Source organism: Paenarthrobacter sp. NPDC090520 (assembly GCF_044769205.1).
In the GTDB taxonomy this organism is placed as follows: Bacteria; Actinomycetota; Actinomycetes; order Actinomycetales; family Micrococcaceae; genus Arthrobacter.
On record NZ_JBIVXM010000020.1, the window covers coordinates 1 to 14,542 of the forward strand.

General features: G+C 64.4%; 12 protein-coding genes. 7 read left to right on the top strand and 5 right to left on the bottom strand.

Translation table 11 applies throughout. The annotated features are described in order from the left end of the window. Positions 1–131 precede the first annotated feature (131 nt). The gene (locus ACIQTZ_RS19455; RefSeq protein ID WP_400270424.1) at positions 132–2,351 is read right to left on the bottom strand and encodes an NADP-dependent isocitrate dehydrogenase; all 2,220 of its coding nucleotides are present in this window, start codon (positions 2,349–2,351) and stop codon (positions 132–134) included. A 345-nt stretch (positions 2,352–2,696) separates the two neighbouring features. Here ACIQTZ_RS19455 and ACIQTZ_RS19460 point away from each other — a divergent pair, with 345 nt between their 5' ends. After that, positions 2,697–3,698 (top strand): trypsin-like serine peptidase, encoded by a 1,002-nt coding sequence (locus ACIQTZ_RS19460; RefSeq protein WP_402982974.1) that lies wholly within the window; start codon positions 2,697–2,699, stop codon positions 3,696–3,698. A gap of 102 nt (positions 3,699–3,800) precedes the next feature. Here ACIQTZ_RS19460 and purH read toward each other — a convergent pair whose 3' ends face one another. Continuing rightward, a complete protein-coding gene (gene purH, locus ACIQTZ_RS19465; RefSeq protein WP_402982977.1) occupies positions 3,801–5,471 on the bottom strand; it encodes a bifunctional phosphoribosylaminoimidazolecarboxamide formyltransferase/IMP cyclohydrolase in 1,671 nt (556 codons plus the stop codon). Between the two features lie 110 nt (positions 5,472–5,581). On the opposite strand from purH, the gene ACIQTZ_RS19470 reads away from it, so the two are divergent. The 3 genes from ACIQTZ_RS19470 to ACIQTZ_RS19480 are packed head-to-tail and all read left to right on the top strand — an operon-like array spanning position 5,582 to position 8,850. Then, positions 5,582–6,529: an N-acetylglucosamine kinase gene (locus tag ACIQTZ_RS19470; protein WP_402982980.1), complete on the top strand. Its 948-nt coding sequence runs from the start codon at positions 5,582–5,584 to the stop codon at positions 6,527–6,529. Further along, positions 6,504–7,454, top strand: coding sequence for an N-acetylmuramic acid 6-phosphate etherase (gene murQ / locus ACIQTZ_RS19475; protein WP_402982983.1), 951 nt, complete (start codon positions 6,504–6,506; stop codon positions 7,452–7,454). The genes ACIQTZ_RS19470 and murQ overlap by 26 nt, the downstream gene beginning before the upstream one ends. A gap of 43 nt (positions 7,455–7,497) precedes the next feature. Next, positions 7,498–8,850, top strand: coding sequence for an MFS transporter (locus ACIQTZ_RS19480; protein ID WP_400337497.1), 1,353 nt, complete (start codon positions 7,498–7,500; stop codon positions 8,848–8,850). A gap of 65 nt (positions 8,851–8,915) precedes the next feature. Here ACIQTZ_RS19480 and ACIQTZ_RS19485 read toward each other — a convergent pair whose 3' ends face one another. Further along, positions 8,916–9,851: an endonuclease domain-containing protein gene (locus ACIQTZ_RS19485; protein ID WP_402982986.1), complete on the bottom strand. Its 936-nt coding sequence runs from the start codon at positions 9,849–9,851 to the stop codon at positions 8,916–8,918. A gap of 120 nt (positions 9,852–9,971) precedes the next feature. After that, positions 9,972–10,541, bottom strand: coding sequence for a phosphoribosylglycinamide formyltransferase (gene purN / locus ACIQTZ_RS19490; protein WP_402982989.1), 570 nt, complete (start codon positions 10,539–10,541; stop codon positions 9,972–9,974). An 11-nt stretch (positions 10,542–10,552) separates the two neighbouring features. Here purN and ACIQTZ_RS19495 point away from each other — a divergent pair, with 11 nt between their 5' ends. Next, positions 10,553–11,002 carry a hypothetical protein gene (locus ACIQTZ_RS19495; protein WP_402982992.1) on the top strand — a complete coding sequence of 150 codons (450 nt, stop codon included), beginning with the start codon at positions 10,553–10,555 and terminating at the stop codon, positions 11,000–11,002. 30 nt (positions 11,003–11,032) lie between these two features. On the opposite strand, the gene ACIQTZ_RS19500 is transcribed toward ACIQTZ_RS19495, so the two are convergent. Beyond that, on the bottom strand, positions 11,033–12,364 hold the full coding sequence (locus tag ACIQTZ_RS19500) for a DUF6350 family protein (protein WP_402982995.1): 1,332 nt from the start codon (positions 12,362–12,364) through the stop codon (positions 11,033–11,035). A 388-nt stretch (positions 12,365–12,752) separates the two neighbouring features. Here ACIQTZ_RS19500 and ACIQTZ_RS19505 point away from each other — a divergent pair, with 388 nt between their 5' ends. After that, on the top strand, positions 12,753–14,243 hold the full coding sequence (locus ACIQTZ_RS19505) for a flotillin family protein (RefSeq protein ID WP_402982998.1): 1,491 nt from the start codon (positions 12,753–12,755) through the stop codon (positions 14,241–14,243). Next, positions 14,236–14,490: a hypothetical protein gene (locus ACIQTZ_RS19510; protein WP_402947162.1), complete on the top strand. Its 255-nt coding sequence runs from the start codon at positions 14,236–14,238 to the stop codon at positions 14,488–14,490. The genes ACIQTZ_RS19505 and ACIQTZ_RS19510 overlap by 8 nt, the downstream gene beginning before the upstream one ends. Positions 14,491–14,542 lie beyond the last annotated feature (52 nt).

Consider the following 14,542-nt stretch of genomic DNA (forward strand, 5'->3'; position numbering starts at 1 on the left):
CGAACTCAACGACAGACCCCGCCAACGATTCGACTTCTGCACCCCAAATGAGATGATCAGAACCTTCCTGTTGCGATAACCGCTAGAAACCGCCCACTCAAAACAACAACAACTGCGAGTCAGTTGGGACTTTACTTCAGCGTCGCGAGGACCTTGTTGAACGTGGCCGACGGGCGCATGATCTCAGCGGCCTTGGCGGCGTCCGGACGGTAGTAACCGCCCAGCTCGACGGCGGGACCCTGCACTGCGGCAAGCTCACCAACGATTGCCTCTTCGTTGGAGGTCAGAGCGTCGGCAATCGAAGCGAAGGCGGAAGCCAGCTCAGCGTCGGACGTCTGCTTGGCCAGTTCCTGGGCCCAGTACATGGCCAGGTAGAAGTGGCTTCCACGGTTGTCCAACTCGCCAACGCTGCGGCGCGGGGACTTGTTCTCCAGGAGGAACGTACCCGTGGCGCGGTCCAGCGTGTCGGCGAGGACCTGGGCGCGGGCGTTGCCGGTGGTGGTGGCAAGGTGCTCGAAGCTGACGGCCAGGGCGAGGAACTCACCCAGGCTGTCCCAACGCAGGTGGTTTTCCTTGACCAGCTGCTGGACGTGCTTCGGAGCAGATCCACCGGCGCCGGTCTCGAACAGGCCGCCACCGTTGATGAGCGGAACGATCGAGAGCATCTTGGCGCTGGTGCCCAGCTCAAGGATGGGGAACAGGTCCGTCAGGTAGTCGCGGAGCACGTTGCCGGTAACGGAGATGGTGTCCTGGCCCTTGCGGATGCGCTCCAGGGTGAAGGCCGTGGCCTCAACCGGGGAGAGGATCTCGATCTGCAGGCCCTCGGTGTCGTGGTCCTTCAGGTATTCGTTGACCTTGGCGATCAGGTTGGCGTCATGGGCGCGGCCCTTGTCCAGCCAGAAAACGGCCGGGGTCTGGGAGGCACGGGCGCGGGTGACGGCCAGCTTGACCCAGTCGCGGATGGGGACATCCTTGGTCTGGCATGCGCGCCAGATGTCACCCGGGGAAACCTGGTGTTCGATCAGGACGGTGCCTGCGCGGTTCACGAGCTGGACCGTGCCGGCAGCTTCGATCTCGAACGTCTTGTCGTGGCTGCCGTATTCTTCGGCTGCCTGTGCCATGAGGCCGACGTTGGGAACGGTGCCCATGGTGGTGGGATCGAAGGCACCGTTGGCACGGCAATCGTCGATGACAACCTGGTACACACCGGCGTAGGAGCTGTCCGGGAGGACTGCCAGGGTGTCGGCTTCCTTGCCGTCCGGGCCCCACATGTGGCCGGAGGTACGGATCATGGCGGGCATGGAGGCGTCCACGATGATGTCCGAGGGAACGTGCAGGCTGGTGATGCCCTTGTCCGAGTCAACCATGGCCAGCGCGGGACCGTCTTCGAGGCCCTTGGTGATGGCTGCCTTGACGCCTTCGCGGACGTCCTCCGGCAGGTCTTCCAAGCCGTTGAGGATGGCGGCGAGGCCGTTGTTCGGGCTGATGCCGGCTGCGGCGAGCTGCTTGCCGTAGGTGTCGAAGAGCTCGGAGAAGTAGGCCTTAACCACGTGGCCGAAGATGATGGGGTCCGAGACCTTCATCATGGTGGCCTTCAGGTGTGCGGAGAAGAGGATGCCCTCTTCCTTGGCGCGGGCAACCTGTGCTGCGAGGAACTCGTCCAGGGCCGCTGCGCGCAGGACGGTGCCGTCCACAACTTCACCGGCAAGCACGGGGAAGTCCTTCTTGAGGACCTTGACCGTACCGTCTTCGCGGACCAGTTGGATGCTCAGGGCGTCATCGGCTTCGATGACCACGGACTTCTCGTTGGAGCGGAAGTCGTTCTGGCCCATGGTGGCAACGTTGGTCTTGGAGTCCGCGGTCCAGGCACCCATGGAGTGCGGGTTCTGGCGGGCGTAGTTCTTCACCGACAGGGGTGCGCGGCGGTCCGAGTTGCCTTCACGCAGCACCGGGTTCACAGCGGAGCCCTTGATCTTGTCGTAGCGCGAGCGGATGTCCGTCTCAGTGTCCGAGGAGGGGTTGTCCGGGTAGTCCGGGAGGGCGTAGCCCTGGGCCTGGAGCTCGGCGATGGCGGCCTTGAGCTGCGGAACGGAGGCGCTGATGTTGGGCAGCTTGATGATGTTGGCTTCCGGCTGCTTTGCCAGTTCGCCGAGTTCAGCCAGGGCGTTGCCCGTGCGCTGGTCTTCAGTCAGGAAATCGCCGAACACGGCGATGATGCGGCCGGCCAGCGAAATGTCGCGGGTTTCGACCTCCACACCTGCGGTCGAGGCGTACGCTTCCACAACCGGCAGGAACGAGTAGGTTGCCAGCATGGGCGCTTCGTCTGTGTGGGTATAGATAATCTTGGCCATTGGCGGGGTTCTCCCTGAAAGTCTGCAGATTTCAACATCTCTAACTTACCCGAGCACGCCGATTTGAGGGCTCTTCGTGTCCGGGATCACGCCTTGCGTTACCGCTTTCACAGCCGCTTCGCACGCGCTTCCCGGGCGCCCAAAAGCCCGACGGCGGCCTGGCCGCCGGGGGTGACGCACCGCCGTCGTACTCCTCTCCCGGGGCCCATCAAGAAACTGACAGCAAAATATCACAAAGTCTGAAACATCTCTTTACAAACTTGTCATACGGCAGGTAGCTTCGATTCCGTCAGTCGGCGGTCGCCATCACTGGCCGCCTCACTCCCTCGATTAGGTAGGAACAACGTGACAAAAACCAAGACCCTGGCCACAAGCCTGTTGAGTCTGTCCGCTGCCGCGATCCTTGCGCTGGTTGGCACCACCAGTGCAAACGCGGCCCCCGTCAAGGACATCGACTCAAGCGGTGCTGCGGTCAGCAGCCATGTGACGCAGGACGCCGGCGCCGCAGACTACTGGACCCCGGAACGCATGAAGAGCGCCAAGAACGGCGACGTCCTCGCCGCCAAGGCACTGCAGCGCACCGGTTTGCTCAACCTCGGCAAAGCCCCGGTCACCGAAGCCCCGGGCGCCGTCACCAGCATCGAAGGCCAGCAGGCCTCCACCGACTCCAAGGCCATCAACCTGAAGGTCAACCAGAGCGAATCGCCGGTCAAGCACATCGGCAAGATCTTCTTCACGCTCGGCGGCTCCAACTACGTCTGCTCCGGTAACTCCGTCACCGCAGCCAACAAGAGCACGGTGTCCACCGCAGGGCACTGCGTCAACGAAGGCCCGGGCGCGTACGCCACCAACTTCGTGTTCGTTCCGGCCTACCTCAACGGCTCCGCACCTTACGGGAAGTGGACGGCAAAGGCGCTGTACTCCCCCACCCAGTGGGCCTCCAGCGGCAACATGCAGTACGACACGGCGTTTGCCGTGGTCAACACCCTCAACGGCCAAAAGCTTGCTGACGTTGTTGGCTCCTCAGGCGTCCAGTTCAACGCTGCCCGCGGCCTGAGCTACAAATCCTTCGGCTACCCGGCCGCTCCTCCGTTCAACGGCGAATCGCTTAAGAGCTGCTCCGGCACGGCCACCAACGATCCCTACAACCCGCAGTTCAATACCCAGGGCATCCCCTGCAACATGACCGGCGGCTCCTCGGGTGGTCCGTGGTTCATCGGCAACAGCTCCACCGGATACCAGAACTCGGTCAACTCCTACGGCTACGGCAGCAACTCCACCACCATGTACGGCCCGTACTGGGGTTCCGTGATCCAGTCCACCTACACCACCGCTGCGGCTTCGTAACGGCTTCTTTGTAGCAAGTCCCTGTTAAATACGACGGCGGCCGTCCCTTTCGAGGGACGGCCGCCGTTGCGTTGGGCTGCTACGCGCCTGGGCGCGGGGTTCTTAGTGGAAGAAGTGCCGTGCGCCAGTGAAGTACATCGTGATGCCTGCGGCGTTAGCTGCGGCAATGACTTCCTCATCGCGGACCGAGCCACCGGGCTGGACCACTGCGCGGACACCGGCGTCGATCAGGATCTGCAGGCCGTCGGCGAACGGGAAGAACGCGTCCGATGCTGCCACGGCACCGCGTGCGCGCTCAGGCGCGTTGGCACCGCTGGCGTTGGAGGCACCGCCGGCGCCATCGACGTCGGACTCCACCTGGACGCCCAGCGTGTTGGCGCGCTCGACAGCCAACTTGCAGGAGTCGAGGCGGTTGACCTGGCCCATGCCGATGCCGACTGCGGCACCGTTGTCGGCGAGAAGGATCGCGTTGGACTTGGCTGCGCGGCAGGCGGTCCAGGCGAAGGCGAGGTCCGCCAGTGTCTTCGCGTCGGCGGCTTCGCCGGCTGCGAGGCTCCAGTTGGCGGGGTTGTCGCCGTCGGCGTCCACCTTGTCGCTCATCTGGACCAGGACACCACCGGACACCTGGCGCATCTCGGATGCGTAGCGGCCGTAGCCCTCCGGCAAGGCAAGGAGGCGGATGTTCTTCTTCTTGGAGAGGATCTCCACGGCTTCCGGCTCAAAGTCCGGAGCGATGACAACCTCGGTGAAGATGTCGGCAACCGTGCGGGCCATGCCTGCGGTGACGGTGCGGTTGGCAGCGATGACGCCACCGAACGCGGAGACGGGATCGCAGGCGTGGGCCTTGGCGTGGGCGTCGGCGATCGGGTCGGCGGCATCAGCGGAACCAACGGCAACGCCGCACGGGTTGGCGTGCTTGATGATCGCGACAGCGGGCTCGGCGAAGTCGAACGCGGCGCGGAGGGCAGCGTCGGCGTCGACGAAGTTGTTGTAGCTCATGGCCTTGCCGTGCAGCTGGTCAGCCTGGGCGATGCCTGCCGGAGCAGCCTTGTCCACGTAGAGGGCAGCCTGCTGGTGCGGGTTTTCGCCGTAGCGGAGAACCTCGGACCGCTCCAGGGCCAGGCCGGCGTAGGCAGGCCAGTCGATGACGCCGTCGCCGTCTTCGTCCAGGAACTGGCTGGCAGTCCAGGAGGCAACAGCGTTGTCATAGCTGGCCGTGTGCGCGAAGGCCTTGGCGGCCAGGCGGCGGCGGGTGTTCAGGTCGAATCCGCCGTGAGCTGCGGCGTCCACAACGGCGCCGTAGAAGTTGGGGTCCGTAACGATGGCGACGGCGGCGTGGTTCTTCGCGGCCGAACGCACCATGGCGGGGCCTCCGATGTCGATCTGCTCAACAACGTCGTCCTGCGCGGCGCCGGACTTCACGGTCTCGACGAACGGGTACAGGTTTACCACCACGAGGTCGAACGTTTCGATCTCCATGCCGGCCAGGGTTTCCATGTGTGCTTCCACGCGGCGGTCGGCGAGGATGCCGCCGTGCACACGCGGGTGCAGGGTCTTGACGCGGCCGTCGAGCATTTCCGGGGAGCCGGTGACTTCTTCGACTTCCTTGACCGGGATGCCTGCGGCGGCGATCTTCTTGGCGGTGGAGCCGGTGGAAACAATGGCGACGCCGGCTGCGTGCAGGCCCTTCGCGAGCTCCTCCAGTCCCGTCTTGTCGTAAACCGAGATCAGTGCACGGCGGATGGGAACACGGTCAAGCTGCGTCAAGCTCACAAAAGTCTCCGTCTTAGTTCGCGTAGATATCGCGGGTCGGTGGGGATATGGGCAGTTTATCGTGTTTCGCTGCATGGCTGGTTTTGCGTCCTCCAACATAGGGTTGAGCCATGGATGCCACGGACGTCGTTCTTGTTGCCGATGTTGGGAAGAGCCGTTGCCGGGTGGAACTGCGGGCCGGCGATGAGTTGCTCGGTGCTGCGGACCAACACGGCTTCCCGGGCGTCCACATCGACAACGGGCCCACCTTGGCTTTCGACCTTCTGCTCGAGACCATCGCGACGCTCCCGCCCGGCCTGCCTGTGAGCACGTTGACGGGCGTCGGGGCAGCAGTTGCCGGAGTCGAGGCATCGGCGGAGAAGTCGCGGGAGCTCGCGACCATGTTGGCCCAGCACTTCGGTGTCCCCGCGGCCGTCCTCTCGGATGCAACCGCCGCCCACCTCGGCGCACTCCAGGGAGCACCGGGCATCAGCTTGATTGTGGGGACGGGTGCGGTCGCCTTCCGTTTCGACGAAGCCGGCGTCCTGCACCGTGCCGACGGCTGGGGTCCCTATCTTGGCGATCACGGCAGCGGCCGCTGGATGGGCCAGCAGGGTCTTCAAGCAGTTCTGCAAGCGCACGACGGCGGCACCGCCACGTCGCTCTCCGCTGCGGCGGGCGCTCTGGTCGAGTCGCCTGAGCACCTCCCGGGTTGGCTCGCCGAACAAGAGAACCCCTACCGGGCGATGGCCCGGTTCGCGCCGCTGGTTCTGCACGCCGCGGAGGCGGGTGACGCCGTCGCACATCACATCGTTGACGACGCCTGCGCGATCCTGACCAGCACCGTCAAACTGGCCGCGTCCGGCGACGCAAGCGGCAAACCGCGGGTGGCCGTCCTGGGCGGAGTGGCCGCTTCTGGGTTCTTCTCGGGACTCTTGCAGAAGTCCCTCGCTTCGGCTGGGATTGAGATGGTGGCCCCGCTCGGCGATGGCCTGGACGGTGCCGCCCTCGCTGCGACGCGCCGCGGGCTCCTCCAGGAAAGGTACATCCACCGTGACGGAACAAACTGGCCCGACTGACGCTGACAAACTCGCCGCTCTCCGCACGGAACTCGCCGGCCTGCAGACGGAAGCCGCCGCAGAGAACCTGAATGACCTGGACATCCTGGGTACCGACGAACTCGTGGAAGCCATGCTCTCCCACAGCGCGGGCGTGCATGCCGCCGTCGCAGACGCCAGTGCGGCGATTGTCCGAACGGTCGACGCCGTTGCGGAGCGACTGCAGCGCGGCGGTCGGCTTTTGTATGTGGGAGCCGGGACGGCCGGGCGGCTGGGTGTGCTTGACGCGAGCGAGTGCCCGCCGACGTTCGGCACTCCGCCGGGACTCGTCGTCGGGCTGATCGCGGGCGGCACGCAAGCCATCCAGAAACCGGTGGAGTACGCCGAGGACAACGCGACCGCGGGCGCGCGGGACCTGCACGATATTAACGTGACGGAAGCGGACGCCGTCGTGGGTATCACCGCGTCCGGGAGGACGCCGTACGTGATCGGTGCGCTGGAGGAGGCCCGGAAGAAGGGTGCGTTTACGGCGTCGCTGGCGTGCAACAAAGGCTCGGCCGTGAGTCATCTGGCGAACGTGGCGATCGAGGTGGTGGTGGGTCCGGAGTTCATCGCCGGTTCCACGCGGCTCAATTCGGGCACCGCGCAGAAACTTGTCCTCAACATGATCAGCACGCTGGTGATGGTGAAGCTCGGCAAGACCTACGGGAACCTGATGGTGGACCTGCGCGCCACGAATGAGAAGCTTCAGGCGCGGTCGCAGCGAACGGTGCAACACGCAACGGGTGTTTCGGCTCACGAGGCGGCTGCGGCGCTGGACTCGGTTGGTGGTTCGGTGAAGGCGGCCATCCTGGTGGTGCTGACCGGGCTCGATCCGGCGGCAGCGAACGGTGCGCTGGAGGAGGCTGGTGGCTTCCTCCGGAGGGCCATCAACAACCAGAAGTAACAGTGTCTGGCCGAGCGCCTAGAGTTGCAGGTAGGAGGCCTTGATGAATACATACACAACCGTGCCCAGCGGCGAACAAGTGGTGCAGGAACTGCCGTGGCGGTGGAAGGTCCAAGGCAAGATCTTCCTGATCGGTGGCCTCGGCTTCATGTTCGACGCGTGGGATGTGACGCTCAACGGCATCCTCATTCCGCTGCTCTCCAAGCATTGGTCGCTGCAGCCAGCCGACGCAGCCTGGATCGGCACCGCCAACCTGATCGGCATGGCCGTGGGTGCCTTCGCGTGGGGCACCATCGCGGACACGATCGGACGCAAGAAGGCCTTCACCGCGACGCTCCTGATCTTCAGCATCTTCACCGTGCTGGGTGCGCTGGCTCCGGACATCGTGTGGTTCTGCATCTTCCGGTTCATGGCAGGGTTCGGCCTGGGCGGCTGCATCCCCGTGGACTATGCGTTGGTGGGTGAGTTCACGCCCCGGAAGCAACGCGGCAAGGTGCTCACAGCCATGGACGGTTGGTGGCCCGTGGGCGCGGCCCTGTGCGGCTTTGTTTCGGCCGGGCTGGTTGCTTTGTACGGGGATTGGCGCCTGACGATGCTTGTCATGGTGATTCCCGCGTTCCTGGTGTTCTGGGTCCGCCGTTCGGTCCCGGAGTCGCCGTTGTTCCTGATTCGGAAGGGTCGGCGCGTGGAGGCCGCCGCTGTGATAGACGGATTGGTTGAAGCAACCGGTGCTCCTGCCCGCGCTTACAGCCTGCCCGAACCGCAGGACGCTCCGCGGCTCTCGGCTGGCAGCGCGTGGGGTCAGCTCCGCCGGATCTGGACGTTCAACTGGAAGATCACCACGGCAGCGTGGGCCTTGTTCTTCTCCGTCCTCTTGGTCTACTACCTGTCCCTCACGTGGATGCCACGCATTCTCATCGGTGCCGGGTTCGAGGAGTACAAGGCCTTTGTCACCACAGCCGGCATGGCCGCCGTCGGGCTTTTGGGGGTTATTGTCGCCGCCCTGTTGGTGGAGCGTGTGGGCCGCAAATGGATCCTGGCCATCACTGGTCCGTTGTCTGCGGTGACGCTGGTGATCGTGGCGTTCGTGGTGGACATTCCCTCGGCCGCAGTGATCTGGCTGCTCGTGTTCGGCTTTGTGGTCCAGGTGGCCATCCCGGTCCTCTACGCCTACGTGTCCGAGCTGTACCCCACCGAGCTCCGCGGGTCCGGATTTGGCTGGGCGTCGACGTTCTCCCGCATCGGCGCTGGCTTCGGGCCGCTGGTGTTTGCCTCGTTCTTCTGGCCGGAATTCGGGTTGGCTACGTCCTTCGCCCTGGCGGGTGGGCTGGTGCTGCTCTCCGTGCTGTGGATGGCGTTCTTCGCCCCGGAAACAAAGCAGCGCGTCCTCTCGTAACCCGCTTACCCAACTAGGGGACAGCAAACGTTCCTCTGGAGCTTGGCTAGAACGTTTGCTGTCCCCTACTTGGGTGTCCAGCCGTGTTCCTCAAGCGCGCGCCGCACTTTTCGTACAGCGGTTGTTGCGTCGGTGGACATATGGCGCTTGGAAATCCTCACCAGGGTCCATCCAGCACGGCTGAAGTCCTCTTCCTTCGCGATGTCCCGGGCGATCTGTTCGCGGTCCGAGTGCCCCTCACCCTCGTAGTCGACTGCAACGCGCCACTCGCGGTACCCCAGGTCAGGTTGACGTACGACGCCGGGACCCAGTTCCGTGCGCACGTTGACACCCGCTGTGGGCAGCCCGGCCCGACCCAGTGCCAGCCTCAATCGCGTTTCCGGCGCGGAGTCGGCGCCGACGCGGGCCTGCTCCAAAGCCAGGCGGGCTTTGCGGACTCCGGGTGTCCCCCAGTGGCGATCCAGCATGTCCTCAAGATCGGCGAGAGTGCAATACGGTGCAGTGCGCCCCTCGAACTCCGGCCGCGGAACGCGGATCAGATGATCGGCCACGACGGTGATCTCGTCGATGTCCATCTTCCGGGCACAGTCGAGCCAGGTGCGGGCACGGCTCGTGATGTACAGGCCATTCAGTGTGATGATCTCGTCCTCGAAAAACTGTCCCTTGTGGGCGATGACGCCCCGCCTCCGTACCCTTCCCATCGTGTCAGGCCGCGAAATGTGGATCCCGGGCATATGGCTTCCGGGCAGGAATCCCGGAAACTCCCAGAGCAGGAACGCTGTTGCGTGCGAGGCTGCCGAAAATGGTGTGACAAGGGTCAACGGCCGGGTACGCTCCGCCAGTGGACGCTCGTCAGCGGATCGGGGAATGAAGATTTGACGGCTTGGCGAGTCCAGATCCCGGTAACGTAAACGCCCCACTGTGACACCGGCGTCGAGCGCTTCCTGCCTGGTGAAGGGGTTGGAAGCCAGGTTTGCCGGTAGCGGCCGTGGGATCTTCATGAGCCCATGCTGGCAAAATGACTACCGGCGCGTGACGTTATCCACAGGCTCCTGGCCCGATCGCCCAACTAGGGGACAGCAAACGTTCCTCTGAGCCCTCAGTGCGACGTTTACTGTCCCCTAGTTGGGCGCGGCGGCGAGGTTGGCCAGGGTCTGGACCAGGAGCCGGCGCTCAACTACCTTGATGCGCTCGTGCAGGGTTTCCTCGGTGTCAGCCGGCTCAATGACCACGGCTTCCTGGGCGATGATCGGCCCCGTGTCCACTCCGGCGTCGGCCCAGTGGACCGTGCAGCCGGTGACCTTCACGCCGTACGCCATGGCGTCGCGGACACCATGGGCACCGGGGAAGGAAGGCAACAGCGCGGGGTGGGTGTTGACGTACTTGCCGCCAAAAGCATCGATGAAGTCCGCGCTGACAATGCGCATAAAGCCCGAGGAAACCACCACGTCCGGGCTGTAGGAGAGCACCTTGTCCCGCAACGCCGCATCCCATTCGGCACGGGTTTCGAACGAATTGAAGTTGACCACGAAGGTCTCGATGCCTGCCTCGTCCGAGCGCTCAACGCCGTAGGTGTCCGGCCGGTCCGCGCCCACGGCGGCGATCTCCACATCCAGTTCACCCGACTTCACGGCGTCAATGACAGCCTGCAGATTTGAACCAGTACCGGACACGAGGACAACAATGCGCATTGCACTAGCTTATGGGCGGCTCGCGTAGGCTGGAAAACATGAATCCCGACGTCGATCCCCGGCAGAGTCCCAAGTCCCGCGCCGGGGCGGAAAAGTCCGCATTTGGGCGGACGCAGGTGCTGTTCCGAGCGTTCCTCCTGTCGGCCTTGGGATCGTTCTTCGTCTTCTCCCTGAACGTGAACTACGTGTGGCTCAGCGCCATCCTCACCGTCGCCAGCGTTGCCTTGGGAATCGTGGTCCTGGTGCGGGCCTTGAAGTACAAGCACTCCAAGATCGTGCTCTTCGGAACCATCTCCGGCTTGGTGGTCTCGGCGATCATGTGCCTGCTGATCCTCACCACCTCGCTCTTCTTCAAGCAGGTGAGCACGTACCAGGATTGTGCGCGGTCGGCGCTGACCGAGACGGCAAAATCGCAGTGCCTCGCGGACCTGGAGAACTCGATGCCCGGGCCGTTGCGCTAGGCACCCCCACCCAAGCGGCCGCCTCCAGGCTTAGGCGTGTTCGTCGTCGTACGCTTTTTCGTCCAGGTTCGCCTCGCGGAGCTTCTGGCTGCGTTCCAGCCACGGCCCCACTGCGTAACCGATAACGACGCCGATACCCACCTCGGCGGCCACCCACACTGCCGTCCACAGCGGGTGGGGGCCAATGTCCGTCAGGCGGCCGATACCGGCGGAACCGCGGGCGATCCACGCAAGACCCGCGCTCAGCAGGCCCGCGACGGCGCCGATGAAGGCTCCGAGGAACAGCGTGGACACCGCCGCCGTAAACCAGCGGGCCTTGATCTTGATGGAGAGCCACTCGTCAAAATGGTTCTCGCCTTCCCGCAGGAACCACCAACCGGCCACGATCCCCGCCACGACCGGCAGCGCGAGGGCCATACCGCCGAGGTCGAGCTGTCCGGCGGGCAGCCCACCGAAGATGGGGACGGCAGGCAAAGGCCCGACGGCGGTTCCCAACGGTCCCGCGGTGGAGCCGACGCCGAGTGAGAAGCCCGCGCCGGAGGACCACGCGAGTGTGAAAATGACGAGGTTAGGCAGGAAACCGAGCTGGGCGATCGTGAGGACTGCGCCGCCCAGGGCACCCGCCTTCAAGCCTTCATAGACGGCGATGATGTCCGTCCAATGCCACACGATATCCACGGCCAGGAGCACGGCGGCAAGCGCGACCGCGGCCATGGTGGCCACGAATCCTGCCTTCAACGCCGAGCCCACGTACGAGCCTGCCCAGCGCGAATGTTGGCTGGTCTTGGCAAGCCATTTGACGGCGTCCACGCCGATCAGGCGGCTCCAGGAACCGGCCTCGCGTCGCGCGCCCACCACGAGGCCCAGGCCGAAGGAGATCAGCGGGATGGACATGGCGAGCCACAGGTTGATGACCACGTCCGAGGTCCGGCACACGAACCCGGTTGCAGCACCGAAGGCTGCATAAACGAGCCATGCGCCCAGGAATGCCTGCCACAACTGGTCTGTGTAAGAGGCCCGGGCCAGGCGACGTCCCGCACGCCACGCCAGCAGGAACGGAATGAGGGTCAGGCCGAGGGGAATCAAGGACAAGGACCCCGAACCCGGCTGGCCCGCGGTGCCCAGATTGACCTGCGCAAGGTGCAGCGGAACCCCGTGGATCAGCAGCCATGCCTGGCCGGCCAGACGGGCCAACGCATCCACGTTGCGGTTCTGGAATCCGTCCGTGGCCCAGACCCCCACCAGGGGCAACACCACAACGATGGCTGAAATGATCGCCGCCTGAGCCGCTTCCAGACCACCCTGCAGCCAAAGGGGCATGGGGAGGCCACGGTTTCCGGTCTGATCAGCGCGCAGTTTCATCGTGATCTATCGTGCCACGGTGGGCTCCAGTCCCCCGGCAGACTCCCGGTAATGCCGCCAACTCCGGAGCTTTTTCCGTGGTCCGGCCGTAAAATTGGAGGTGTTTTCACAGACTTCGCAAGCCCGGAAAATCATCGAAGCCGGGAACTAGGAGCGGCCAATGGATAGGTGTCACAACTAACTACTGAAAGTCGTACTAGCAGCTGGTGCAACCACCTACGGATACTCTCCAGGTTGCACCAGCCTTCTTATGCCCTCTCGCCTGTTCCGAGCGCTACAACCGATGCACAAAATTGCTGGACTACCTGTTCCCCCGGAACCAGACTGTGTACACGAGCAACCACTTGTGGCTTCCGGCTAAGTGTTTCTTTGGAAAGGGACAGGGTCCATGAACGACCTCTCAGCATTCTTCCCGCTCATTGCCTTGATCGTTGGCGTGGTTGTAGCCATCGGATTCGTGTGGCTCGCCACGAAGGCCATGTGGAAAGTGGCGGAACCGAACGAGGCACTGATCATCTCCGGCCTCACGCGAGGAACACTGGAGAACACTGACGGCATGGACTTCAAGATCGTCACCGGCAAGGGAGCGCTGGTGATTCCTGGACTCCAGACCGTGCGTCCCCTGGCCCTGACGCTCAACGAAACCGAACTCAAGGTCTCCTGTGTCACGTCGCAAGGCATCCAGGTGATCGTGGACGGAGTGGTGATCTACAAGATCGGCGACGCTCCCCCGTTAATCGCCAACGCTGCGCGCCGGTTCCTGGGGCAGCAACCCAAGATGGAGAGCCAGGTGTACAACGTGTTTGAAGGACACCTGCGCTCGATCATTGGCAGCATGACCGTGGAGGAGATCATCCGGGAACGCGACAAGCTCGCCTCACAGGTCCGCAGTGCCAGCGGCGTGGAGATGGAGAAGCTCGGCCTTGTGGTTGATTCGTTGCAGATCAAGGACCTGCAGGACCCCACCGGCTACATCCAGAACCTGGCCAAGCCGCACATTGCGCAGGTGAAGATGGAAGCCCGGATCGCCGAAGCCACAAGGAACCGTGAGGCCGCGGAAAAGGAAGCGGAAGCAGCCGCACTCATCGCCGATGCGCAGAGCCGCTCCTCCATCCAGCAGTCTGCGGCCCAGGCCAACGCAGAGCAGGCCCGTGCAAATGCAGCCCAGGCAGGGCCGCTGGCTGACGCGACAGCCCGCCAGGAGGTGGTGGTACAGGAAACCCAGGTTGCCAAGCTTGAGGCCGACCGTGAGGAACAGAAACTCCAAACCACCGTCCGAAAGCCCGCCGATGCCAAGGCCTATGCCCAGCGGACGGAGGCCGAAGCCAAGAAAGCCGCGGACATCAGCGCCGCCGAGGCCCTCGCCAAGCGGACTGAACTTGAGGCGCAGGCAAACGCCCGACGCGTGGAACTCGAAGCCCAAGCCAACGCCGGCGCTGCTGCCGCGATGGCCGGCGCAACCCGCGTCACGGGTGAGGCTGAGGCTGCCGCGACGACGGCCCGCGGCAATGCGGCCGCCTCGGCGGTGAAGGCCAAGGCTTTGGCGGAGGCCGAGGGCATCAAGGCCCGCGGTGAGGCCTTGGAGTCGAACCAGGACGCTGTCATTTCCCAGCCGATCGCCGAAAACATGCCAGCCATTGTGTCCGCGGCGGCCGAGCCCTTCTCACGCATTGGGCAGCTCACTGTGCTCAACGGCGGAGACGGCCTGAACAGCATGGTAGGCGGGATCTTGTCCCAGGTGGGCAGCTTCCTGCCGTCGTTGGCTGCGGCGTTGCGCGGCAAGGAATCACCCACGCGGCCAGCGCCTGGGAAGTCCCCTGCCCGCCCGGCTGAGGCACCGGTCGCGACTGCGGCTCCCGCCAAGGAGCCCGGTGCATAAAGAGGTCAACCGCAGCCTCACAGGCAAGATCGGCCGGGTCACGGGAGCCATCGGGCCGGACACCCTGGGCGAGGTCATGCTTCCCTACTTGGGAGGTACCTCCGCCTTCTTTGCCCGCCCCTTCGACAAGACCAGCGTGTACCCCGTGGGTGAGAAGGTGCTGGTGATCTACTTCGAGCCACCGCAGACGGTGTATGTGGAGGAACTGCCGGAGGAGTTGCGGGATGCGTGGCCGGGCGCAGACTGATGCCCAGTCCGAAACGTTCGATACGCACCCAATGCGCTTAGCCGGCATCCGG